This is a genomic window from Streptomyces sp. NPDC046759, assembly GCF_040645475.1.
Lineage (GTDB): Bacteria > Actinomycetota > Actinomycetes > Streptomycetales > Streptomycetaceae > Streptomyces.
The window spans coordinates 144,157-168,454 of the sequence record NZ_JBEYYJ010000006.1; the positions used below are offsets into that span (position 1 = coordinate 144,157).

Consider the following 24,298-nt stretch of genomic DNA (forward strand, 5'->3'; position numbering starts at 1 on the left):
CGCACGGTGAAGGCCAGGAACCCCTCGGCGGGGTTTTCCGGGCCTTCACCGTTCACTCCTCGTCCCCCGTGTCCATGTCCGGGCAGGCGCCGTCCTCCAGCAGCCGTTCGGCGATGTCGTCGGACCACTGCTGGGCCCAGGCGCGCAGGGCGAGGACCCCGGCCTCGTCCAGGCCGTACCGCACGAAGTCCCTGTCGGAGTAGAAGTCGGTGCCCGTCAGCCGGGACTGCAGGGTCGGCAGGTCGAACGGGTCGTGGGCGTGCCTGCGGCCCAGTTCCTCGAGGCCCGGCAGCGAGAACCGGGCGGCGGCGGCCCGTGCGTCGATCAGATCGACGGCCGCGCCCCGGTCGTACAGCGCCCGGATCTTCGTCCCGACGGCGTCTTCGAGCGAGAGGGCCGGCCCGTACCCGGTCAGCTCCGGTGCCTGCCAGAAGGCCTCCTTGTGCAGCGCGAGCGCACAGGGCTCACCGGTCGGCGGGTCGGCGACCGTCAACTGCGCGGTGAGCGCGGCGTCCGGCCCGATCCGGACCTGCCGCCCGCGGGCCTCCAGCGCGGCGCCGAGGCCGTGGGCGATCCGCTCGACGGACTCGGGACTCTCGGTCGCGAAGTCCAGGTTGGCATGCGGCCGTTGCAGCAGCCCGTGGGCCTGCAGGGCATAGCCGCCGGCGAGGACCAGCCCATAGGGGCCGCCGGCCGCGACGACATCGGCGAGGAGCCGCCGATGGGGTTCGGGGAGGTTCACGACATCGGTACTTTGCCAGAGATTTTCTGCGGCTTGCTGTCACACGCCCGTCCGCTCGGGTGTCAGAGGGGTGTCCGCGTCCGATCGCGTCCCTCCGGGAGTCGTCATGCACATCGCCCACGTCGTCGTCACCCTGCTCGCCGCGCTGATGGCCGGGTTCTCCGGCACCGTGCTGCTCATGCGGGCCGAGTGGATCGTGAAGGCCCTCACCGACTACTCGGTGCCGAGCAGCTGGTGGACCCTGCTCGGGCTGGCCAAGACCGCCGGGGCCGTGGGGCTGGTGGCCGGGCTGTTCGTGCCGGTGATCGGGGTGCCGGCCGGTATCGGGCTGGTGGTGTACTTCCTCGGGGCCGTCGTCACCGTGGCACGGGCGCGGCGGTACTCGCACATCCCGTTCCCGCTCGTCTACGCCGCCCCGGTGGTCGGCGCGCTCGTCCTCGGACATGCCGGGTGACCGGAGACGACCGAGAAATTGTTCCCGTCTGGCGGCAAGCTCGCCGAGCTGCTCAGCGGCGACGGCGGGCTCGGTCGGCGGCAGCGGCAACCCAGTCAACGCGCACAATGGAGCCAACTCGAAGCAAACCGAGGCAACCGTGAACTGGACGCTGATGCCGACCGCCGCCGGATTGGATACGGCGGCGAGTAGCCTGCTGGCGGCATTGGTGATGACGACCGGCGCCAGGGTTTTGTCAGCCGGCTGAGCATGATCAGGGCCTGGGAGCGGTGGGCTCACGCGGGCCGCATGACCTTGCTCTCAGGGGCCAGAAGCCAGCGGAAATGATCCACGAGCGGCTCCACAAGGTGTGGATCACGCAGCACCACACCGAGCTCAATGTTGTCGGACAAGGCACGATCAGTGAGGTTGGCGCTGCCCAGCAGCGCCGTGTGCCGGTCGGCGGCGATCAGCTTGGCATGCAGGACGCCCGACGACCCCACCCGATGATATACGTGCACAGCGTCGGGAAGCGCAGCGAATGCCGCCGCCGCCTGAGTGGACTCTTCGAGCAGGAGGTCCACGCGGACTCCTCGGCCGACCGCGCGCCCTATCTCTGCTACGACGCTCCGAGCGCCGTGCGCGGCGAAGCTGGCTATGAGCAGCGAGGTGCGCGCCGAGCGGACGACCTCCACAGCGACTCCACTCGTCAGCCGTGCCGATATGGAGGCACTCACCGGTCCGCTCACCGTGACCTGGGCAGGCCTCGGCCGGGGAATGGAACGGGCGGTGGCGAGGGCCAGCGCGAGTCCCACCCCGGTTGTGTCCGGGAGCTCGGAGCGCCACACGCGGAGGATCTCCGAGAGCTGCTGGGCCAGGCCGGCGGCGGACTGCGCCGCGATGAAGCGGGCCAGCGAGGCGTCACCGGGGCCGGTGGCCGCCCTCAGGACCTGCTCCACGACGGCGATACGGTCCTCGGGTAGGCGATCACAGAGGGCGGCCAGCAGCCGGGGAAGACGGCGCGAGGGCGCAGCGCCTCGGGCCGCGGGCACGTCTGCCCTAGTAGACGGCCCGTCCGGTCCGTGCGCACCCTGCCCTGTCGGTCGGCTCACGGCCTGAACGCACACTTGTCGTCCGCCAGCGTCTCCACCAGCAGAGCCCGGTCCAGGAAGTGGTTGCCCCGCTCGCACGAGGTCTCGGCGGAGAACAGGCACGCGTGGCAGGCCGCTCCGTGCAGCCGCGCGTGGATGCGCGGATCGTGTTCCGCGCACATCGGGTCGGAGCTGCACAGTCTGGCTTCTTCAAGGGCCTGGGCGATGGCCGGCCCCAACCGGTCACCCCGGCCGAGCGAGACGAGTCCGCCCAGGGTCCCCTCGCTGTCTGGCGCGGCGGTGTAGAGCAGGATCCCGGACATGGGGTCCGGCCCGGAGCGCGCGTAGATGCGTTCCGCTATGCCGGAGGCCCCATAGCCGCACTCCAGAGCGAACTGACGGATGAGAACGTGCGCCAGCGTGTGCAGAAGGACGTACCTGATGCCGGGCCAGCGGGGTTCGACCCGTCGGGCCGCGCACCAGTCCGAGTGCGCAGACTTCAGGATCTCTTCGCGAGCACGTACGGCGTCCTGTGTCTCCCACTTCGCGAGCTGATGCTCCTTGAGTGCAAGGAAAACGCCCTCGCCACGTAGCTCCGCACAGGGCACCCAGGTGGAGGGATTGCGACTGAGCGGGGCCACCTTGCGGGTGCGCCCGTCGTCCTCCGGCAGCCATTCGGGAGCCTCTATGCGGGTGAATCCGGTGAGTGCCGACACTTCGCGGAGCCGGTGGACGAGGACGACGCTGTCGAGCCAGTCGGACGTGCCGTGGGGCACCCGCCGTTCGCGGACGGTGGTGAAGTCCGGCAGTGAGTGGTCCTGAGAGTGGGTGAAGGCACGCCACTCGGGCGTGATGAGGTCGAACTCCTCTTCCTCGTCGCTCTGCTCAGCAGCGGCCGTCTGCGCTTCCTTGGTGACGGCGGCCCACACGGCGTCCGCTCCGTACTGTTCCAACTCAGGCCAGCACGCCTGTGTGGGCAGCAGCATTTTCGCTGCATCCGCGGGGACGGCGGCCAGTGGGGACAGCAGGCTCCAATGTTCCCTGACTGCCTGGACGAGCGGCTCCTCAGCGCGCGGAATGCTGAACACGCGCAGCTGGGAAGCGAACCAACTGTTGGTGGCGCCCAGCACCATCGTGCGGACCTGCTCGGAACACCCGCCCTGCTTGAACGTCCCGAGGTGCGGGTGGTGGCCCCGGCAGGCGGGCAGGTTCCGCTCGCCGGCCTGGCCCAGGGCGTCGGCCATGGAGCGCGGCGGAACCCCGCAGGTGCACCGTACGAAGACGTTGGCGGCTTCGCCGGTGGTGCCGGACTCGGTCAGGCTGAGGGTGTTCCCCTCGCACGAGGTCGCGCCGCGGTGGACGAAGTAGACCCAGGGGAAGTCGTCCATGTGCCCGTCGGGACAGGCGACGAGGAAGCGGGCGGGCAGCGCGGTGGGCTGGCCTTTGCCGGCGCCGCCGCAGTTGACGTGGACGTACTTGGTCTTCTCCGGTCGGTAGAGGTTCGGTCGGAGCTGGAAGAGTCCTCCCGAGGCGGGGGCCAGCTGGTTGCACCGCTCGCGTGAGCAGCGCAGCCAGCGGGGGAACAGTCCGACCGGTACGCCGGTCCTGGTCCAGTCGCCGTAGGGGTCGGCGGGGTTCTCCGGCAGGTGAGGCGGGGTGCGCAAGGCGGCGACCTGGCCGCCCAGCCGGCGGCGGACGGCGGCGAGCAGGCGGTCCTCGGTCAGCACGCGGGCGCGCACCGGGTCCCAGGCGTCGAGGCCCATGACCATGGTCGACAGGTTGGGCAGGTCGGTGACGGCCCCGATGCCGTAGGTGTGGAGGAGCTGGCTGGGACGGAGCTCGCCCACGCGGAGTGCTGCGGTGGCGGGGCCGGTCATGTCGTCTCCATGGGATCTGTGGGGTCCGCTTCCACGGCCGGGGCTCCGTCGTCGGCCTGTTGACGCGGCACGTAGGGAGGTTCGTCCTCGGGTTCGTGGCCCGCCGGGTCGGTGAAGATCAGCCGGATGGGAGGCTCCACCTCGCGCAGGGACGTCGGGCAGGTCATGAGCCGCCAGGGGCCGCTGTCCGGTTCCAGGAGGAGCGGGGCGACATCGCCCTGGCGTCGCGCCGCCCGGTAGCCGAGGACCGCACCCGGTGCCTTGCGCTTCTGCTCCCAGTAGTCGAGCCGTGCGTCGAGCCGGGTGCGTACGTCATTGATCGTGTGCTGCACCTCCGTGACGTCCTTGGCGCGCAGCTCAAGGGACCGCACGGCATGACTGACGACTTCACCGCGCCGGTCGACCCACTGGGCGCCGCGGTTGGGGTTGTAGTCGGGCTTGAGGTTGCGCACCAGGGAGGCCAGGACGCCAGTCAGACCTCGGTCGACGGCGCGGTCCGCGAACGGGGTGACGGACAGCGCCTCGACGTGCTGGTAAATGGTGGCGTGGAAGGACTCGAAGGTCTCGTAGTGCGAAAGGTCGCGCGGGCGGGCCCAGTTGAGAACGGTGAAGACCAGGCCGGGCGACCGGCGGCCGACGCGGCTGGTGGCCTGGATGTACTCGGCGGTCGACTTGGGCTGGTTGTTGACGACCATGACGCCGAGCCGGGAGACGTCCACACCGACGGCGATCATGTTGGTGGCGAGCAGGACGTCGATGGGCCGGGGCGATCCCTTGGGCCGTCGGCCGAAGGTGATGTCGAGCTTGGCCAGGATGTCGGGGATGGCGTCGGAGGCCATGCGGCTGGTCAGCTCGGCCGGTTCACCGATCCGCCGTGCGGCGAGTCCCCGGCGGTCGGCCCTGAGGAGCCTGGCCGACACGTCGTCCTCCACGAGCCGTCGCATGCCACCGAGGTCGCGCAGGCTGTTGAAGTAGCCGACCAGGGTCATGTACGGGTCGGTTAGGTCGCTCGCCCCGTACGTCTCGTACAGGTGCTGGGCGGCGGCGAGCTGGGCGACGAACACCCTGATCGCCACGGACTTGGTCCGCACTCCCTGCGCACAGATCCCCACGTAGCGGCGGCCGGGGGTGGTGCCGGTGTCCCGGCGCCGGGCGAAGAACGTGTCGTCGGCGCTCAACCCCGACGGCGGGAAGACGGCCGTTCTGCGGGCGAACAGGTCGTGGATCTGCCGGTCGGCGCGGCGCACGGTGGCTGTCGAGGCGATGACCTTCGGGCGCACGGGGCGGCCGTGTTCGGGCTCCCAGGTGGAGAGCCGGTCCACGGCGGTCTCGTACAGCCCGGTGAGGGAGCCGAGCGGGCCGGAGATGAGATGCAGCTCGTCCTGGACGATCAGATCCGGCGGGCGCACGCGCGTGACGTCGATGGTGGAGGCGGCAGGATGCCCGTTGGCCGCGGGGTGGCTGGAGGACTCCCAGTCCGCGTCCACCGCGGACGGCGTGACGTATCCGTGCCGGGTGCAGAGCCGGGAGACCTGGCCGAACAGCGCCTGGGTCTCCCCCTTCCAGGGCAGCTGCGCGAACTTGTCGACGGTGGCGATGACGAGACCGGGCGGGTGACGGTAGATCTCCTCGTCCACCACGAGGATCGGCAGGCCCCGTTCGTCGGCCGGCAGCCCGAAGGCGCTCACGCCGAAGGGGCACTCGAAGACGTCGGGGCAGGTGATGAGCGTCCGGCGGAGCGTGGGCTCGACGGTGATGTCCCGGCCCGCCTCCATCTTCGAACCGCACCAGGGGCAGCTGGTGAGCTGGTGGGGCGAGCCCGTCCGGCCGAAGCCACCGAACCCCTTGTCCCGTTTGCGTTCCTTGACCCAGTCGGAGGCCTGCTCGGTGGTGTTGGGGGTGACCCTGCCACCCACCCACAGCCCGATGCGGAACGGGTTGCGGCCCCAGCGGCCTTCGTCCTCGCGGCGGATCACCTCGCAGGCGCAGATCAGCGCCGTGGCGCGCTGGAACTGCTGGATGGTGAGCAGCCGCAGGGTGTACCGCATGATCACGGCGACACCGTGTTCGGCGTCGAGGCCACCGAGATGGGGCTTGCGCCGCCGTATGGCGAGGGTGAAGGCGGTCAGGCCGAGATACGCCTCGGTCTTGCCGCCACCGGTGGGGAACCACAGCAGGTCGGCCAGCGCGCTGCTGTCGTCGGCGCGCTCCGGGTGGGCGGGGTCGGCGAGCGAGGGCAGGTTGAGGAGCAGGAAGGCCAGCTGGAAGGGACGCCAGCTCCGGTTCTCCGGCTTGTCGACCGCCTGGACCGCTTCCTCCAGCGACGTCGACGGGGACCGCCGCCGATCGCCCGCGGCGATGGTGTGGATCCGCTGGTGCCACATGGCGCGGTTGGCGAAGCGGAAGGCGTCGAGCGCGTCGGGATCGTCACGCAGCAGGTCGATGCCGGCCTGGATGCGGTCGGCGGCCCGGCTCGCCAGGCGCATGTTCTCCCTGGCCTCCGCGCGGTAGGCGTCGAGGCCGGCGGCCGGGTCGTCCACCGACTGCTTCTGCCGCTCGATCCAGGACCGGTAGCCCTCCACCAGGGGAAGCAGGGCGGCGCGCAGCGGAGCGGCCTCCAGCCTGCTCAGCTCGCTCATGTCCAGTACGAGGTCTGTGAGCTCCGGCAGGTCCTCGTCGCGCGGGTCGTTCCGCGGGTCAGGTACGTCCGTGTGCGGAATCTCGTACGAGGGTGTGGCCGTGGTGGAGACGCTGACCGCGCGCCGGGGGTCCACCGGGTCGGTCTCGGCGTGCACGCCGGTGCCGTGGCCGACGGCGAACTCGGGGTGGAACCGGTACGTCATGGCGAGGGCGCGCCGTTCGTCCTGGTTGCCCCCGGGCGGCTCAGCGGTACGGCGCGGCAGGAAGGGGGCGGTGTCCGGGGCTCCCGCCACGGTCATCGACGCCTGGAACATCCAGTGGGTCGAACCGGGCTTGTTCTCCTGCCCGTTGACCAGGAAGAGGGACACCAGCCACGATCCCTCGTGCATGCGGGCCCTCCCGCGCACCACGATGTGCGGGAAGTCCCGGACGTGCACCGGCTGCGCGGCCAGCCGTCCCTCCACCAGTTTCACCGTGACCGTGCCCGAGCACGGCACACGGTGATAGACCCGCTTCGGGTTCCCTTCGATCTTCGAGTCCCCGCGCTCGTACCGCGCCCAGGCACAGTCGACCGTCAGCTCTTGGACCTGGCTGTCCACGCGGAAGGTCAGACCCAGCGTCGATGGATGCAGACTCGGCATGGTGGGCGCGGACGGGTCGGGGTCCCCGGCCTCCGGCTCCTGCTCGGGAGCCATGCCCGGCTCGTCGAGGGTCTCGGGCTCGACCACCTTGCCGACCGTCCGCAGGGGCGCGCCTTCCTCGTCCCGCACACCGCCGGGCGCCAGCCGCCCGATGATGTAGTGGTCCAGGGGATTGCCCGCCAGCTCCTCCGGCTCGTCCCCGGTGGGTCCCAGGAGGTCGCGCACGACCAGCTCGGCGAGCCGGTCACGCAGTTGCTGCGGGGTGGGCTTGGACAGCGCCGCCCCACCGGAGGCGGTGTCCGGCTCGGAACCCGGACTGGCGAGAGGTTGCTGGGTCACGGGGGCCAGATTAAGGGCGTGCACCGACAACGGGTACAGGCTTCCGTTCGGAACCTGATCAGCCGCTTCACCCGGCGACGGTTCCGCGCTGTCCGTCTGGCTGCTTTCGGTCCGTTCCCGATCCATGTCTTCGGTTGACAGTGTGACCTTCGTTACGTTGCGTGGCTCGAAGGGTACGAAACGCGTGCGAAGAGCCGGAGGACGTAGCGGCACGCCGGGGGCGAAGGGCGAGCGGGGGGCACATGACGGACAACAGAACCGGCGGTATCCCGCATCAGCCGTCCAGTGGCGCATTTCCCGCGAAATCCTGGGGCGCGGCGTACGGCGTCCCGTTGACCGGTCCCGAGCACGCACCGGGCTGGGTGAAGGGATCGACCGGGTTCGGGGACAACGGCCACCGGGGCGCGTTCGGTGAGGAGTTCATCCGCATGCTCGCCACGGCGGCCAATCTGGACGTGACTCGTAAGGAGCGTGACCGGGTCGGCGTCGACTGGCAGTTGGGTTACGCGGGCCGGAGAGGGACCCGCCGGTTTCCCGCCATCGAGGCGCAGGTCAAGTGCACCTCGTCCCCCGACGTCCACGGAGACCACATCCGCTACCCGCTCAAGGTGAAGAACTACAACCTGTTGGCCGGCCCGGGCTTCGAGATGCCCCGCTTCCTCTTCCTGGTCCTGGCTCCGGCCGACCCCTTCACGTGGTCGCACGCCACCGAGGACCACCTGCTCCTGAGCCACGCTGCGTACTGGATGTGCCTGCACGACCAAGAGCCGCTTCCGATGGACAACCGGTCGAGCACGGCCACTCGCACGGTCTACGTTCCCCGTGCCAATCTGCTGACCGTCGACTCCCTCCACGACCTTTTCGCCGAGGAGTACCGGGACCTGGTGACGTCATGACTGTGATCACGGACGCGGAGTTCGAGGAGGCCGCGACTCTCGCCCCCGGGGTCGTACGGCGTTACCTGAGCGGCAAGGGGTGGAACGCGGAACGCGACCTGTCCGGTGCCGAGTTGTGGGAGTGGAAGCCACGGGACGAGCCGGGGCCGCCGTACGAGCTCCTGGTGCCGGTCATGCGTCGTCGTGACTACGCGGGCCGGGTCGCCGACATTCTGGAGACCCTCGCGGTCGTCGAGTCGCGGCGCCCGGGCGACATTCTGCGGGAGATGCGGCTGCCGCCGGTCGACTGGCAGTTCCTACGGCTCGTACCGCCCGGCCCCTCCGGTACGGCTCCCCTCCTGGACCTGGTGTCGGCGCTGAGCGGTCTGAAGGACCTGCACACGGCGGCGGCCTCCTCCGCGCTGACCCCGCAGGCCGTACAGCCCGGGCAGAAACCGCAGGTGGTGAAGGACCACGTGGCGGCGGTACGGCTGGACCAGACGCGCGTCGGCAGCTACGTCATCGCCGCCCACACACCGCTGCCGGAACGATCGGCCGGCGGACGGGAAGGCCGGGCGGTGCAGGGCTCCCTCTTCAACGACGCGGAACCGAGCAGGCACGGCCTACCGCCGGCCGAGCCTTTCGCCCGCACGGTCTCCCGAATGCTGTTCGCGGGTGTCACCTGCGCGCGTGAAGCCGCGCAGCGGACGCTCGCCGACGACTCCGTGTCGCACTTCGAGCACCTGACGCGCGCCGGCCTGTCGGCCAACCTCTGCGAGGCCCTGGTGAAGATTGCGGGTGAGGAGCGCCGTGACTTCTCGTTGGCATTCGCCTGGTCGTCGCAGATGCCGGTGGAGCAGCCCTCACCGCCGGTCGCGATCTCCCACCGGCATGTCGAGGCGCTGGAGGCGGTGGCGAAGGACCTGAGGGAGCGGCTGGGCCGGGAAGAGGGGGTGGTCCTGACAGGCGTGGTGACGAACCTGCACCGGGATGTGGAACCTCGTGAGGCGACGATCTACGGCTCCTTCGTTCACGAGGTCACTCCGCGGCAGCGGCGTGTCCGGGTGGAGCTACGCCCCGAGGACATCGACAAGGCCACCGATGCCTGGCGCCGCGGGCTGGAGGTGGCGGTGACGGGAGATCTGGAGCCGCGTGGCACGGGCGTTCGGATGCGGCGAGTGGACGCGTTCATGGTGTTCCAGGAGTAGGCGGGCGGCACGATTCCGTTGTCGCGCTGTGTGCCATCGACTGGAGCTACTCGTCCGTGAAGACGTCTTCGGCCGTCGGGGTTGTGACGGCACGCCGGTGCCAGTGGCGCAGGATCTCGGGGTCGCCGCAGCCGGTGATGCGTTCCCGGACCGCATCGGGGATATCGATGCCGCGCACTTCCAGGATGTCCAGGACGTCCTCGGCGGCGCGTCGTACCGCGCCCTCGGCTCGACCTTCGTCCCGGATCTCTTCCGAGATGTACGACTTGTAGAAGGAGAGGTCCACGGCCACCAATCTTTCTCCACAGGCGTCACGGACGGCTCTGTCGAATAGGTACGCGCGGCGGGCCTCCTGGTACCCCACCTCTGCCCGGTCGGCGTCGGTGATGTCCCAGCGTGTGTGGCTCATGGCAGGCCTCCGGAAAGCGCTCGTACACACACTGTGGGCGGGCGGGACGCGTCTACCGATCGAGCGGAAGGGATGTCTGTTCGGCCGCCGGGCCGATGTAGGTGTACTCGGTCGATCGTGCGATGCCCACAGAGTCCAGCCGCTGGCGGAAGCGGACGCGGAAATGGACGTTGTCGCCGAGCCCCGGGCGCATGCGCAGCAACTCGTCCGGCTCTTCGAACCGGACGTCGTAGGCGTACGCGTTCTTGGCGGTCCCCGTCTTGACCTTCACCCAGCCGCTCTCGCGGAGTTCGGTGATGCGACCGGAGATCGTGATCTCCTGGTCGCGGTCCCGGGTCTCCCGCAACCGTTCCACGTAGTGCCTGCCTCGTTCGGTCAGCTGTGCGCGGCGCATGCCTCCGTCGGCGGCGTACCAGGTCACCCCCAGGTCGAGGCTGTACCTACCCAGGGCGCGGGACAGCGACTCCACGGCGTCGAAGAGCCGGGCCCACTCGCGGACATCGCCCTCCGACTCCAGCGCGGTCAGCAACTCGGTGAGTGTGCGCATGCCCGTGCCGGCAGCAGAGGTGGTGGGGGCCTCAATGGCGTCCGGCTCCGGGGATCTACCGGTAGTGACAGGCCGGGCGTGCACCACAGTGCTGCCCGCCGAGACGCCGGTGAGTTCCAGAAGGACGGGCGTGCCCGCGGCAGCGGAGATCGCTGCCTCCACCGGGTGCAGGAGGGCGTCCCCCCATTGAAAGCGCAGAGCTCCCCCCTCGGTGTCGGGACCGGTCAGACGCAGCAGGAGTTCCTCGGCGAGTCGGGCCCCGGGCGCGTACTCGCGTGCAGCGGCGAGACGACTGGCCCGGTGCTCGGCCTCGATCTCTTCGTCGTCCCTGTCCTCGGTGCCCAGCTCCTCCAGGAGCCGGGCTGCGTGGTCCGCCGCGGCCGGATCGTCGCCCAGGAGCGCGCGCCTGCGCTCGCGCCAGCTGTCGCCGTTCACAGTCGCACCTCCAGGTATCCGCGCGCCGGGGCGGCACTCTGCTCCGATGGTGAGCGGTCGGCCTGGTTGGGCAGCCTGCAGCGCTGCCACCAGTCGTCCCACACACCCCGCTGCGTGAAGTATGTCCGCTCTTCAGGCGTGAAGCGCTCCGGCTCGAAGATGTGGGCAACCGGCTGGTACCCGATGCGGAGCGGGGAGACGCCGAACTTCTCCCTCATTCTGTCCCGACTCTGGAAGGCAGTGGTCAGCCATTTGGAGCCGGGTCTGCCGCGTACCGCACGCTCGGCCCGGGTGTCGATCAGGAGTGTCGCGTCGATGTTCCCAGGGTCGGTTTTCGTGCTGACGAAGCTGCCACCGAGCCATATCCGGTGGACCAGCGGAAGGCCGGCAAGGACGCGTGCGTACGTGTCCTCCAGTGTGAGGAAACGATCGACATAGCTGAGTAGGCCGTCCCACAGCGCTGTGCGGGTCGCGGAGTCCTGAAACTCCCGCGCGCTGACCAGCATGGACTCTGCTTCGTCGAAGGAGACCGAGTACCGGCCCAGGGGGAGGAATCCGTTGGCGGCGAAGGTGGGCGGCACATGAGGTCCTGTCGGGTGTCAGGTGTAGGAGCGTCGTCACATCGGTCGGGGCCGGGGAGGTACGGGTCATCCTGCCCGAGTGGCTTCGAGGGCATCAGCGGTTTCGCGTAGCTGCTCCCTTGACGTGCATCCCTGGCAGTTGCGGGGGTCGGGGCCGCGATAGCCGCGGTCGCAGGTGTCGCAGTTGCGGAGGGGGTAGCGGACGGGCGGGGGCGGTTCGGGGGCGCGGAACGGCGGCAGGGGCGGGAGCTGCGCGGTGAGGCGGTGGCCAGGAGGGCGGCCGGGCGGCGCAGGGGCTCCGGTGGCAGGTCGCTGGTCAGGGCGTGGCGTACGGCGGTGGGGGTGAGGTCCCGCTCCAGCCAGGCGGCGACGCCGGGGGCGAGGTGTTCGGCGTCGGCGGCGGAGAGGAGGAGACGGGGGTCCGCGCGGCGCAGGCCCATGAGGACTTCGGTGGCCGTCTGGAGCAGGGCGGGGGAGGTGTACGCGGGCTTCGGTACGGCGGGGAGGGCGCGGGGACGTGCGGGTTTCTGCTGCGGGGCGGTGGCCGCGCGGCGGGCCGGGGGCTTGGGCGGGGCCGCTTCGGGTGTCTCGTGGTCACGGGTGCGCTGCCGGCTCGGCTGGTTGCAGGAGACGGTGCGGGTGACGATCCGGCCGGTCTCGGTGCGTTCGCGGGTTCGGCGCAGGTAGCCGTGGGTCTCCAGCTCGCGCAGGGCGGCGGCGATCCGGGTCGGGCCCTCGGGGAAGCGGGCGGCGAGGGTCTTGATGTCGACGGGGGCGCCGGTGGGGACCGACTGGATGTACACCGCCAGCCCGATGGCCAGCCCCGACAGCGCGGGGTGCTGGGCGAGGTGGTTGCCGATCACCGTGAAGCGGGTGGTGTGGCGGGTGTTGTCGTGGATGACGCCGCCGGGGTGCGCGTTCGCGTGCGAGCGCTGGGTCCGCCGGTGCGGGTGGTTTTTGCCGCCGTTACGGGACTGGGCGTGCGGGCGCACGCTAGTGTTTTGGGTGTCCATCGGGAAGGTCGTGTCTTCCTTGGTGGTCAGGCCCTCGCACTGGGATTGCCGTCCCGGCGAGGGCCGTTGCATGTCTGGGGTTGTTTCGTGCCGAGCTGTGCTGCTTGCTGCTCGGTGTTGCGCTGAGCGTAGGGCAGACAACCGGTGCCGAATCCAGCTCAGTTGGTGATGTTCACTCGGGGGAGTGAGCGTGCGCCGTGGGCGGGAGGGGTGGGGCTTGGTGCGGTTTCTTTCCCTCTCGTGGTCCTTGGGTCAGATCGCCGACGGCACCGGAACACACGTGGTCGTGCTCCGGTGCGTGTGCCGTTTCCGCAGGTCAGGCGCGCGGTAGGTCGAGCTCCGCCCATACGGTCTTGCGGGGGACCGGCCCGAGCTTCACGCCCCAGCGGTCGGCGAGGGCGTCGACGAGGAGCAGGCCGCGTCCAGACTCGGCGTCGGGGGCGGGGGGACGGCGGCGCGGGAGGTCGTCACCCCGTGTGTCCGTGACCTCGATGCGGAGGGTCGCGGGACGGGCCAGCAGGGCGAGGCGGAAGTCGCGTCCGGGGAGCCGGCCGTGGGTGGCGGCGTTCGCGGCGAGCTCGGCGACGAGGTGTGCGGCGGCCTCGGTGACGCGGTGGGGCAGGTCCCGGGTGCGCATCCAGTCCGAGGCGAGCAGCCGGGCGAGGCGGGCACCGCGGGGTGTGGGTGACAGGAGCACGCTGAAGTGGTCGGCGGGCGAGAGAAGTTGGGTGGACTTTTCGCTGTTCACGTGACTGAGCGTGGCCGTGCGCGCCTACCGTGAACAGTGACAGGGCTGATACGTAGGGTGACTGTCCGGGGCGTGTCGGCTGTTGTCGGAGCCGTCGGAAACGGGCCTACAGGTAAGGGCGTTACGGCACGGCGGTACGACGGAGGGGTGCGGTATGTCGGTGGACGGTGAGGTGGTACGGCTCCGGACCGAGGCGGATGAGCCGGGGTGGGAGGTGGACCCGGAGGACGAGTGGGGCATGGCCGTACTCGCCACGGTGGGCAGGCAGTTGAGGCTGCGGCGGGAGTCGGCGGGGATGCGGGTCGCCGACTTCGCGGTGGCGGTCGGGTACGGGGAGGACCTGGTCTACAAGGTCGAGGGTGGGAAACGGATTCCTCGGCAGGAATACTTGGACAAGGCCGACGAGGTGCTGGGCGCGGGCGGACTTGTCGCGGCGGCCTGGGAGGACGTGAAGAAGGTCCGGTATCCAAAGAAGGTTCGGGAACTGGCCAAACTGGAGGCGCAAGCGGTAGAGATCGGCATCTACGAGAGCAACGGCATTAACGGACTCTTGCAGGTCCCCGACCACGCACGCGCCCTGTTCGAAGCCATGCAACCTCCTTACTCCCCAGACGAGGTGGAGCGGATGGTGGCCGCGCGTGCGGCTCGTGCGTCGATCTACGAGCGTTCACCCGCGCCCGCGCTCAGCTTCGTCCTGGAAGAGGCAGCCCTGCGCCGTCCGATCGGGGGCACAATGGTGTTGCGCCAGCAGCTTGAACGTCTGTTGGAGGTGGGTCGGCTGCACAACGTCGTTCTTCAGGTGATGCCGTTGAGCTGCGAGACCCACTCCGGCATGGACGGCAGGATCGAGCTGCTGAAGTTCGCAGACGGTTCAGCAGTGGGCCGCTCCGATGGCGCCTTCAACGGTCGGCCGACCTCGGAGCCCAAACACCTGCGCATCCTTGAGTTGCGGTATGGCACCATCCGGGCTCAGGCCCTCTCGCCACGGGAGTCGCTGACCTTCATCGAACAACTGCTGGGAGAGACATGATCCGCAAGACGACTGCCGGGGACGCCTGCGAGCGGGCATGGTTCAAGAGCAGCTACAGCAGCGGTAATGACGGCAACTCCTGCGTCGAGCTTGCTCTCACCCCCGGCACCGTGCACGTCCGTGACTCCAAGAACGCCGACGGCCCCCGGTTGGCGCTCACGCCCACCGCGTGGGCAGACTTCGTGGCCTACGCCTCGGAAGGCTGACTCAGCAACGGCACGCGCCCGCCACCTGGTTGTCACTGGGAGCGGGGCGCGTCGTCGTGCGGCTCAGAACAGCGCGTCGGGGTTAGGGAAGAGGGCGTCGTCGGCGAAGTCTTCGGTGGCGCGCTGAGGGCTGCGCGCAGCGGCCCACCCTTTCGCCTTGGCCTTACGGGCAGCGGACCTCCGCCGCTTGGCCTCAGGAGTGTGCTCGCCTCGCTTGACTTCCTCCTCGTACCGCTTGTGGTTTAGCTGAAGCAGGAGGTCTAGGATCTTGATTTGAGCCTTCGAGGACATGGTGTAGCGCGTACCGCGCCGGGTCTCGTGGAAACCGTACTCAAGATCTACGTCCCAGCCGTAGCTAGCCAGCACGGCGTGGTCGATCCGCCGGTGAATTTCCCTGAGCTTGACGATGTCAGCGGTGGACTCCTTGGGTGAGTGAATGCTCTGAGACAGCGGAGTTAGGGCGAGCCCAACGCGCTTCTGCACGGCTTCCAACTCGTTGCCAAGGTCCGCAAGTTCCTCATTTAGTTCGGGGAGTGGCAGAGGTGCACAGCAAGTAGTCGGGGTGTACACGAGGTCAGCAGTTCTAGTGGCCCCGTACTTAACGGTCCACCAAAACTGGAACTCGCTACTACGGAATGCCAGTTCGGCGTAACTTTGAGTGGGGAATACCACTAGCTTCTGATCGAATACCGAATTTTTTGGGAGCATCGCGGGCAGTTGTGTGCTGCTGGTCTGGCAGATAGCGATCACCTGGTCTAGGTGATCGATCGACTCGTAGAGTTCAATGGTCGGACGGGTGAAGCACCACCAAACTTCTCTGCGCCGCTTGTCTGTGTTCGTTGACCGTTCTGGCTTTACCTTTTTTTCCACGATGGCGAACGGTCCCTCGTATTGAGTTGCTGCCTCCTGCGACCAGTCTCGGAAGTTGATAACCCAGCGGGGTGCCGGTTCTCCAGTTCGCTGATTCAGATCATCGCCGTTGTAATATGGAAACAGGACGTCTTTGTTCTTGCGGTCTTCCTCGATCAGTGCTCGTGCCTGATCGGGGCTAAGGATGAACCCCTTCCCTAGTAGATTCGATCCCTGAAAAGCCTTTGCTTCATTGGCCGCCAGCGGTTGGGTCTTGCCGACTACCTGAGATCGAGCGGTCAGCAGAGGCGTGATGCCGTCGACTGGCTTGTTATCCAGGAGAACAGCTTCGCTTGCCCTGATGCTCCGAGATAGCCAAATGAGCGCGACCTCGACGTGGGCTGTACCAGGCCACGGCTGGGACTTAATAGCGCGATTTATGATCCAGTTTTTCGACGTCGCCTGTTCGAGACCTACCGCACGGGTGGGTCCCTGGGCGATGGTTTTCGTCGCAATGATTCCCGTGCGATTTTCCGGGGCGAGGTCCAGGTTTCGGAGTAGGAAGTATGCGCACAGATCCGCGCTACCGCGCTGTCCGCCTCCAACTCGGTTGACAAGGTACTCGCGATAATCCTGGCCGAGGGGCCCTGAAATCATTAGCCCCCCTACGAACGGCGGATTCCCCACCACCGCATCAAACCCGCCAGCAGTCCCCACCCCCATAACCTCCGGAAACTCCAACGGCCAATGCAGCGGCCGAACAGCCTCCGCCCTCGGCCCCTTCAGCCACCCCTCCACGATCCCCCGCGCCCGAACCGCAGCCTCCTCGGCCCCCGGACCCTCCTCCAGCGCGGTAGCCACCAGCCCCGCCACCGCCTCCAGCCGGTTCCGGTAGGCCCGTGACTTCGCGTCCTCCTTGGCGTCCCGGAACCGCGCAGCTCCGCGCGCCCCGCCCACGTTCTCCTCGCCGGAGATGTCGGACGCCTCCTCGTCGGAGATGCCCTCCGCAGCCAGCGCGGCGCCCACCACCGCATCCGCAGCCAGCCGCAGCTTGCCGCTCAACGCCTCCGCCTTGACCAGCAGCTGGGCCTTGTCGCGGACAACCCGAATGTCGCTTACCGGCGTCGACTCGATCTTCCGTCGAAGCTCAGCCGCCTCCGACAGCAGCGTCTCCGTGCGGTCCAGCGCTCGCGCCACCTCCGGGCTCAGCTGCCTGTCCTGCCACTCCAGGTGGAACGCCTTGAGCTGGCGTACGTCGATGACCCCCACCAACGAGTCCCCGCACCGCAGCGCATGGTCGAGGAACGAGAACGGGCGCCCCTTCGCCAGCGTGACCAACCACAGCGACAGCTTGGCCAGTTCCACCGCCATGTGGTCGCGGTCGACGCCGTACAGGCACCGGTCGGCCACCAGCCGGCGTGCGATCTGGTGCAGCTGCTCGTGGTCGTCGCGGTCGACGTCCCGGGCGATCTCCGGCGGGAGTTCCGGTTCGCGGAGCCATGCCTCCACCACCCGGTCGGACAGGTACCGACAAGCAGAGACCAGGAACGCGCCCGAGCCCATCGCCGGGTCCAGGATCCGCAGCTTCAGCAGCTCGTCCGCCGACTTGGCCTTCCAGACGCCCGGTTGCGCGCCCTCCGCCGGGCCGGGCGAGTAGCACAGCGGCGCGAGTGTGTGCTCGACGATCTCCTCGGCTAGCGCCTTCGGCGTGTAGTGCGTGCCGGTGTCGCGGCGGTTGCCGGAGCGGACCACGACGACCGAACCGGCCGGCCACACCTTCGGCTCGCCGCGCAGGTCGATGCCGTACAGGCCGGAGAACGCCGCCGCCCGCTCCACCAGCGGCGCGTCGTTGCCGCAGGCGGTCTCCAGCTCGGCCGGGATCGGGCCGGACTTCGTCTGCGCGGCCGTCACCGTCGCCGGCTTGGTACCTGCCGCGGCGGCTACCTCGTCCGCGAGGGTCCCGGCCGCCGCCCACTCCTCCAGGCGGGCCAGCGGCAGCACCGCCTCGTACTTCTTGTCCCGCCCGAAGGAGACGCCCACGTACGGCTCGTCCGCCCAGCGGCAGCCGTACTCCAGCAGACCCTCGTAGACGTGGCCGATCTGCTCGACGTCCAGGCCCTTGTAGGACAGCCGCTCCTTGCCCTTGAAGCCCTTGCGGGAGCGCAGGGTCAGGAGGGCGTCGAGGATCTCGAACACGACCCGGTCGGTGACCTCGGCGTCTACCAACCACGGGAAGCGGGACGGGTCGAAGAGGGAGCCGCCGTACGCGGGGATCCACAGCCGGTCGTGTGTGCAGCCGCCGTGGATAGCGGCGAACACGGCGAGCAGACGCGGCCAGGTCGCCCCGACGCTGTCCGCGAGTTCGTCGCCGTGCAGGCTCCTGGAGGTCTCGAGTTCCTGGTGGAGGGGGCCGACGGCGTACGCCTCGTCGTAAAGCTCATCCCCGGCGGGCAGCAGCCGCTGCTCCTCCGCGTACAGGAGGAAGACCAGGCGCATCATGACGGTCAGGGCGCCCTCGTACACGTCCTTCGCCGGGACGCCGTTGAGGATCCGGCCGCTCTCCTCCCGGTCGAGTCGGGACAGCTCCGCCACCAGCAGGGAGACAGCCTCGCGGACCTGGCGGCCGAGGGTGTCGGTGACGTCGGACTGGGCGTCGGCGGTGCGCGCGAAGAGGCCCGCCGTCGAATCGGACGGCTTGCCGTCGGTGTCCACCGGCGGGCGTGCCACGCGGCCGGCGGTGAGCAGGCTCGCGAAGGCGCGGGCGAGGATCGGCTCCTCGGACCACAGGTCCGCGTCGAAGACGGCGACGGTCGTCGCCTCCTTCGGGCGGGCGTGGACCAGCGCCCACTCGCGGCCGTTGGTGAGCAGCGCCAGCGGCACGTTCCGTGCCCGGCACAGGTCGGCGGCGCGGTCGGCGAGGCCGGGCCGGTCGCCGTGCGGGCGGGTGAGGGAGCCGCCCCAGTCGTCCGTACGGAAGAACAGGGCGCGGGGGGCGAGTCCCGACTGGCCGGGGCCGAGCAGGACCGCGTCCGGGGTGTTCGCGCCGGCGCGCAGCGACTCGGGGATGGCCGCGCCCTCATGCAGACCGGGGGCACGCCAGCCGAGCAATGCGGTCAGGACCAGCCGCTCCCAGGAGGGACGCAGCAGGTCCGGGTCCTCCTGGACCTCGGCCCATGCCTGCCGCAGCCGCGCCCGGGTGTCGTCGGGGATGGTGTCGAGGCCCTGCGGGAAGGCCTTGACCAGCTCCGGCAGCGAGATGAACGGGCCGTCGGGGCGCAGCAGCCGCAGCCAGTCCTCGTGCTGCTCGGCGGGGGTGGGGACCGAGCCCTTCGGCGGAAATTTCTTCCGTGCGGCGGGGGCGGCGGTCGGCATCAGCGGTTCTCCTGGCGGGCGGTGGCGGCGAGGGGCGAGAGGGAACGGGGCACGAGGAAGGTTACGGCGACCGGGAACCAGCGGGGTGACGGATCGGCCCAGCGGCGGCGCAGGGCGGCGGTCTCCGTCTCGATCACCTCCGGCAGCCGCTTCCAGCGCTCCTGCAGCGCCTCGCGGTCGGCGTCCAGCTGGCGCCGTTCGTCGTCGATCTCGAACAGCGACTTCTGCTCCCAATACTCCGTCTGGTCCAGACGTTCGCGGATCGACTGCCTCAGATCCTCCAGGACCGCCCGCATGCCCTCCACCTCCTCCTCGCAGCGCTTGGTGAGCAGGGTTTCGAGGGAACGGAAACGCCGGTTGGCGTGATTGTTCAGAGCACGAGCGAGAGGTTCGTCCAGTCTCTCCCACAGGTCGGTGAGTTCGCCGCGTACACCGTCCGCCGGGAGTTCGTCCGTCGCAGCCGCAAGCCACGCCTCGACGTCCTCCTTCTTCGCCACCGACAGCTTGCCGTCGTCGATCAGTCCGCCCGACGCGATCACCTCCTCGTGCAGGCGGGCGCCACCGCTGCCGGTGATCACCACCCGGCCGTGGGCGACCAGAGCGGGCTGCCGCAGCACGCCGTCCGGTACCACGCGCGCGGTCACCCGGGACAGCTTCGCCAGTCCTCTGGTCCGCCACAGCTGGGCCCGCAGCAGCCGCAGGCACATCTGCACCAGCCGGTGGCCCAGGTGCAGGTGCACCACGTCCGTACGGTCACGGGCCTCGGCGTCGTCGAAGACGACCGGGCGCTCCTTGCCGGTGAGGGGGTGCCGCAGGCCGTCGTTGCGGGCCCGCGCCCAGGCGCCGGTCAGCTCCGGGAGCCGGAAGCAGCGGGCGCCGAGCTTCGGCTGGGGGTCGGGGACCTGGGTGAGATCCCTGCCGGGGCCCAGCAGCAGTCCGGTGCGGACGACCCGTTCGACCGTCTCGGGGCTGAGGTGCAGCTCCTGACGGCTGCCCGCCAGCGCGTCCACCAGCCGTTCCAGGTCCCGGGCCAGGTCCCGTTCGACCTTCAGGACGGCCTTCCCGGACCGCTTGGTGATCTCGGCGTCGGCCGTGGTCCAGCTGGAGCGGCGGCCCAGCATCTTCTGCTCGACCTGGGCGGCGATGATCTCGCCCGCGCTGCCCAGGTCCTCGCGGATCCGCTCGGTCTTGCGGGCGGCGACGGCGAGGAAGTGCAGCTCGTCCTCCAGGGCGCCGTCCTCGTAGCCGGAGTCCGTGGCGAAGTCGTGGGCCGGGTCGAAGCCCTGCCAGCCCCTGGGCACGAAGTGGAACACGTCCACCTGCTCGGCCTTCTGACCGTGTCGGTCCACCCGGCCGTTGCGCTGCTCCAGGCGGTTCGGGTTCCACGGGATCTCCCAGTGCAGCACCCGGTGGCAGTACGCCTGGAGGTTGATGCCCTCGCTGGCCGCGTCGGTGCCGAGCAGGATGCGGACGGGCGAAAGGTCGGGGCTCTCCTGGAAGACCTGCTTGACGTGCTCGCGTTCCTCGCGGTCCTGGCCGCCGTGCAGCTGGGCGATCCGGTCCGCCGGGTATCCGGCCGCCAGCAGCTGCCCGTACAGCCAGCGCTGGGTGTCGCGGTACTCGGTGAAGACGATGACCCGCTGGTCCTCCCAGTCGCCCTTGGGTCCGGCGGGGCAGACGATCTCGTCCAGCCACCGACGGAACCGGTCGAACTTGGCGTCCGGGCGCTTGCCGGCCTCGGCCGCCCAGGCGTCCAGCTCCTTCAGGAGGGTGTGCTCGCGGTTGGTCAGCGTGCGCATCGCCTGCCGGGCGGCGGTCAGGGCGCGCTCGGCCGCCTCGGCCTGCTCCTGCTCGTCCGCCTCATCGGCCTCGTCGACTCCTTCGATCAGGGGCCGCAGCACGCGCACGCTCGGGGCGGGCGCCTCCTCGGCGGTGTCGCGCCGGGACGTCATCGTCTTCAGGTGCGTGGCCACCGTCTCCGCGAAGGCCTTGGGCGACGACAGGAAGCGCTTCTTCAGCAGTGTCGTCACGAAGTCGGCGGCCGCCCGGCCCGCCTTTCCGCCGTCCTGGTCGCCGCCCCTCAGCCGGGCGTACTCGGCCAGCTTGGCGTACGCCTCCCGCGTCTCGTCGCTGTGGTCGATCTCCAGCGCGTGCGGCACGCGCCGCGGGAAGCGGGGCTTGCCGTTCCACAGCGGGGGCAGCTCGGATTTCATACGGCGCACCATCACGCGCCTGAGCTGCTCGTCGGTCGGCTTGATGCCGACCGCGAACCGGTTGGGGTCCAGCATCTCCAGGAGGGCGGTGAAGGAGTTGAGGAAGCCGTTGTGCGGGGTGGCGGAGAGGAAGAGCCGGTGCTCGCAGTGGGGAGCCAGCAGCTTCACCGCCTGGGTGCGCTGGGAGTCGACGGCGTACCGACCCGTTCCGGACGGGGCGCAGGTGTGCACCTCGTCCACCACCAGCAGGTCGAAGGCGCGCGGGTAGTCCGGGACCTGGGGCAGCACCTCGCGCAGCATCCGCAGCGGACGTTCGCGCTTGAGCCAGTCGATCGAGACGATCAGCCGCGGGTGGTGCGTCCACGGGTTGGCGTAGGGAGTCGTCGCCCGGCGCAGCTCACGCAGCATCTTCGTGTCGACGATCCGGAAGTCCAGGCCGAACTTGTCCCGCATCTCGTCCCGCCACTGAAGGGTCAGACCGGCGGGACACACGATCACCATGGACCGGGCGCGGTGCCGCAGCATCAGCTCCTGCATCACCAGGCCGGCCTCGACCGTCTTGCCCAGACCGACGTCATCGGCGATCAGCAGGTTCGTACGGGGCATGGAGAGGGCGCGGACCACCGGGTCCAGCTGGTAGTCCTGGATCTCCACGCCCGAGCGGAATGGGGCCTGGAGAGCGGTCTTGTCCGCGGAGGCGATGGCGCCCCAGCGCACGGCGTCCAGAAAGGCGTCCAGTCGGCTGGGGTCGTCGAATCCGTTCTCGGGGGACGGCAGCTCGTAGGCGTCGTGGACGTCCGTCGCCTGCTCCAGCTCCCACACGACCCGTAGCTCCTCGTCCCGGCCGTCGCTCTCCAGGGACGACAGCTTGACCAGGTGGGTGGGGGTCGCCTCGGCGGCGCGCGCCGGGTCGTCGCTGGCGGCGGTGGAGCGGACGACGTCGGTGACCACCCAGGGGCGGTGGCGGACCGTGACGCGTTGACCGGGTGCCGGTACCGGTGCGCTGGATGTCTCCGGATTGGCCGACTGCGTGATCATCTCGCTCGTCCCCCCAGCTTTCACAGACATCCCCTTCCCGGCGGTCGTAAAAGTCTAGGTGCGGAGTGGGCGCAGACACCCCGGTTGGACCGATCTGCCCGGACCGTTCGAGGCGACGGTGAAGAGGCCCGGAAACAAGTCGTCTCCGGGCCTCTGCGCGCCAGGGGTACGGCCTATGGCCCTGGCTTCTCGCCATCACAGGGAGGGGAGGGCGCCCTACCGCCTCTGTGGATGGCCGGTGCCGCCTACTGCTCCTCGCCGCCGAAGCGCTCCTTGTACGCCTCCAGGTCCTCGTCCGTCAGCTTGGCGAACAGCACCGGCGGAACCGTGAACGGGGTGCCGGCCGGAACCGTGGCCAGGGCCTTCGCCTCGTCCGCGGTGACCCAGGCGGCGGTGTCGTCGGGCAGGGAGAACGCCTCGCGCATGACCTTCGCCGTGGCCGGGATCAGCGGCTCGGAGACCACCGCGTACAGGTGGATGAGGTTCATCGCCGTACGCAGGGTGAGGGCAGCGGCGTCCTTGTCCGTCTTGATCTGCAGCCAGGGGGCCTTCTCCTCCAGGTAGGAGTTGCCGGCCGACCACAGGGCGCGCAGGGCCGCGGCGGCCTTGCGGAACTGCAACGCCTCCATGTGCTCCTCGTACTCGCCGAGCAGCCGGGCGATCTCCTCGCCGAGGCGGGCCTCGGCCTCGCCGGACTCGCCGCCGGCCGGGGCCTCCTCGCCGAAGCGCTTCTTGCTGAAGGACAGCACGCGGTTGACGAAGTTGCCGAGGGTGTCGGCGAGGTCCTTGTTGACCGTGGCGGTGAAGTGCTCCCACGTGAAGGACGAGTCGTCCGACTCCGGGGCGTTGGCGATCAGGAAGTAGCGCCAGTAGTCGGCGGGCAGGACGTCCAGCGCGTGGTCGGTGAAGACGCCGCGCTTCTGCGAGGTCGAGAACTTGCCGCCGTAGTACGTCAGCCAGTTGAAGGCCTTGACGTAGTCGACCTTCTTCCACGGCTCGCGCACGCCCAGCTCGGTGGCCGGGAACATCACCGTGTGGAAGGGGACGTTGTCCTTGGCCATGAACTCGGTGTAGCGGACGGGGTTCTCACCCGAGTCCGCGTCGTACCACCAGGACTTCCAGTCCCGGTTCTCCGGGTCCTGGTCGGCCCACTCCTTCGTCGCGCCGATGTACTCGATCGGGGCGTCGAACCAGACGTAGAAGACCTTGCCCTCGGCGGCCAGCTCCGGCCAGGTGTCGGCCGGGACCGGGACACCCCAGTCCAGGTCACGGGTGATCGCGCGGTCGTGCAGGCCCTCGGTCAGCCACTTGTGGGCGATGGAGGAAGCCAGTTGCGGCCAGTCCTTGTCGTGCCGGGCCACCCACTCGCGGACCTCGTTCTCCAGCTTCGACTGCAGCAGGAAGAGGTGCTTGGTCTCGCGGACCTCCAGGTCGGTCGAACCGGAGATCGCGGAGCGCGGGTTGATCAGGTCGGTCGGATCCAGGACACGGGTGCAGTTCTCGCACTGGTCGCCGCGGGCCTTGTCGTAGCCGCAGTGGGGGCAGGTGCCCTCGACATAGCGGTCCGGGAGGAAGCGGCCGTCGGCCGGGGAGTACACCTGGCGGATCGCCCGCTCCTCGATGAAGCCGTTCTCGTTCAGCTTGCGGGCGAAGTGCTGGGTGATCTCGCGGTTCTCCGGGGAGGAGCTGCGGCCGAAGTAGTCGAACGCGAGCGCGAAGCCGTCGTAGACCGCCTTCTGGGCGTCGTGCGCCTGGGCGCAGAACACGTCGACCGGGAGACCCTGCTCCTTCGCGGCCAGCTCGGCGGGCGTGCCGTGCTCGTCCGTCGCGCAGATGTAGAGGACGTCGTGGCCGCGCTGGCGGAGGTACCGGGAGTACACGTCCGCCGGGAGCATGGACCCCACCATGTTGCCCAGGTGCTTGATCCCGTTGATGTACGGAAGGGCGCTGGTGATGAGGTGTCGAGCCATCGTGGCTGCTCCCAGGTCGCTGCTTTTCTGCGGTTTCGAAC

The 24,298-nt window shown here is 69.4% G+C and carries 15 protein-coding genes and 2 pseudogenes; 5 read left to right on the top strand and 12 right to left on the bottom strand.

The window, feature by feature from the left end:
- Nucleotides 1-52: 52 nt before the first annotated feature.
- Nucleotides 53-742, bottom strand: a complete 690-nt coding sequence (locus tag ABZ919_RS10705) for a hypothetical protein (protein ID WP_361245292.1) — start codon at nucleotides 740-742, stop codon at nucleotides 53-55.
- A gap of 106 nt (nucleotides 743-848) precedes the next feature.
- Here ABZ919_RS10705 and ABZ919_RS10710 point away from each other — a divergent pair, with 106 nt between their 5' ends.
- A complete protein-coding gene (locus tag ABZ919_RS10710) occupies nucleotides 849-1,196 on the top strand; it encodes a DoxX family protein (protein WP_361245295.1) in 348 nt (115 codons plus the stop codon).
- A gap of 275 nt (nucleotides 1,197-1,471) precedes the next feature.
- Here ABZ919_RS10710 and drmC read toward each other — a convergent pair whose 3' ends face one another.
- Genes drmC through drmA form a run of 3 tightly spaced genes read right to left on the bottom strand, consistent with a single transcriptional unit; the run spans nucleotide 1,472 to nucleotide 7,763 of the window.
- The gene (drmC, locus tag ABZ919_RS10715; protein WP_361245298.1) at nucleotides 1,472-2,389 is read right to left on the bottom strand and encodes a DISARM system phospholipase D-like protein DrmC; all 918 of its coding nucleotides are present in this window, start codon (nucleotides 2,387-2,389) and stop codon (nucleotides 1,472-1,474) included.
- Complete coding sequence (locus tag ABZ919_RS10720; protein WP_361245301.1) at nucleotides 2,284-4,143, bottom strand: DUF1998 domain-containing protein; 1,860 nt, start codon at nucleotides 4,141-4,143, stop codon at nucleotides 2,284-2,286. The genes drmC and ABZ919_RS10720 overlap by 106 nt, the downstream gene beginning before the upstream one ends.
- Nucleotides 4,140-7,763: a DISARM system helicase DrmA gene (gene drmA, locus ABZ919_RS10725; protein WP_361245304.1), complete on the bottom strand. Its 3,624-nt coding sequence runs from the start codon at nucleotides 7,761-7,763 to the stop codon at nucleotides 4,140-4,142. The genes ABZ919_RS10720 and drmA overlap by 4 nt, the downstream gene beginning before the upstream one ends.
- Before the next feature lie 242 nt (nucleotides 7,764-8,005).
- Here drmA and ABZ919_RS10730 point away from each other — a divergent pair, with 242 nt between their 5' ends.
- Both ABZ919_RS10730 and ABZ919_RS10735 read left to right on the top strand, forming a co-directional pair.
- Nucleotides 8,006-8,659, top strand: coding sequence for a DUF4365 domain-containing protein (locus ABZ919_RS10730; protein ID WP_361245306.1), 654 nt, complete (start codon nucleotides 8,006-8,008; stop codon nucleotides 8,657-8,659).
- On the top strand, nucleotides 8,656-9,846 hold the full coding sequence (locus ABZ919_RS10735; protein WP_361245309.1) for a hypothetical protein: 1,191 nt from the start codon (nucleotides 8,656-8,658) through the stop codon (nucleotides 9,844-9,846). The genes ABZ919_RS10730 and ABZ919_RS10735 overlap by 4 nt, the downstream gene beginning before the upstream one ends.
- A gap of 46 nt (nucleotides 9,847-9,892) precedes the next feature.
- Here the strand turns inward: ABZ919_RS10735 and ABZ919_RS10740 are convergent.
- The 5 genes and pseudogenes from ABZ919_RS10740 to ABZ919_RS10760 form a co-directional block, all read right to left on the bottom strand.
- Nucleotides 9,893-10,141, bottom strand: a pseudogene (locus ABZ919_RS10740) (hypothetical protein); the annotation flags it as partial.
- 166 nt (nucleotides 10,142-10,307) lie between these two features.
- On the bottom strand, nucleotides 10,308-11,237 hold the full coding sequence (locus ABZ919_RS10745) for a hypothetical protein (protein ID WP_361245312.1): 930 nt from the start codon (nucleotides 11,235-11,237) through the stop codon (nucleotides 10,308-10,310).
- Entirely contained in the window at nucleotides 11,234-11,818 is a 585-nt protein-coding gene (locus ABZ919_RS10750) for a hypothetical protein (RefSeq protein ID WP_361245315.1), read from the bottom strand. The genes ABZ919_RS10745 and ABZ919_RS10750 overlap by 4 nt, the downstream gene beginning before the upstream one ends.
- Nucleotides 11,819-11,884: 66 nt before the next feature.
- Nucleotides 11,885-12,831 (bottom strand): annotated as a pseudogene (locus tag ABZ919_RS10755) (helix-turn-helix domain-containing protein).
- Nucleotides 12,832-13,147: 316 nt separating this feature from the next.
- Nucleotides 13,148-13,579 carry an ATP-binding protein gene (locus ABZ919_RS10760; RefSeq protein WP_361245318.1) on the bottom strand — a complete coding sequence of 144 codons (432 nt, stop codon included), beginning with the start codon at nucleotides 13,577-13,579 and terminating at the stop codon, nucleotides 13,148-13,150.
- Nucleotides 13,580-13,733: 154 nt separating this feature from the next.
- On the opposite strand from ABZ919_RS10760, the gene ABZ919_RS10765 reads away from it, so the two are divergent.
- Entirely contained in the window at nucleotides 13,734-14,609 is an 876-nt protein-coding gene (locus ABZ919_RS10765) for a helix-turn-helix transcriptional regulator (protein WP_361245321.1), read from the top strand.
- Nucleotides 14,606-14,815 carry a DUF397 domain-containing protein gene (locus ABZ919_RS10770; protein WP_361245324.1) on the top strand — a complete coding sequence of 70 codons (210 nt, stop codon included), beginning with the start codon at nucleotides 14,606-14,608 and terminating at the stop codon, nucleotides 14,813-14,815. The genes ABZ919_RS10765 and ABZ919_RS10770 overlap by 4 nt, the downstream gene beginning before the upstream one ends.
- Before the next feature lie 63 nt (nucleotides 14,816-14,878).
- On the opposite strand, the gene ABZ919_RS10775 is transcribed toward ABZ919_RS10770, so the two are convergent.
- The 3 genes from ABZ919_RS10775 to metG all read right to left on the bottom strand — a co-directional run bounded on the left by ABZ919_RS10775 (nucleotide 14,879) and on the right by metG (nucleotide 24,257).
- The gene (locus tag ABZ919_RS10775; RefSeq protein ID WP_361245327.1) at nucleotides 14,879-19,036 is read right to left on the bottom strand and encodes a DNA methyltransferase; all 4,158 of its coding nucleotides are present in this window, start codon (nucleotides 19,034-19,036) and stop codon (nucleotides 14,879-14,881) included.
- The gene (gene drmD, locus ABZ919_RS10780) at nucleotides 19,036-22,287 is read right to left on the bottom strand and encodes a DISARM system SNF2-like helicase DrmD (RefSeq protein WP_361245331.1); all 3,252 of its coding nucleotides are present in this window, start codon (nucleotides 22,285-22,287) and stop codon (nucleotides 19,036-19,038) included. The genes ABZ919_RS10775 and drmD overlap by 1 nt, the downstream gene beginning before the upstream one ends.
- Before the next feature lie 245 nt (nucleotides 22,288-22,532).
- Complete coding sequence (gene metG / locus ABZ919_RS10785) at nucleotides 22,533-24,257, bottom strand: methionine--tRNA ligase (RefSeq protein ID WP_361245334.1); 1,725 nt, start codon at nucleotides 24,255-24,257, stop codon at nucleotides 22,533-22,535.
- Nucleotides 24,258-24,298 lie beyond the last annotated feature (41 nt).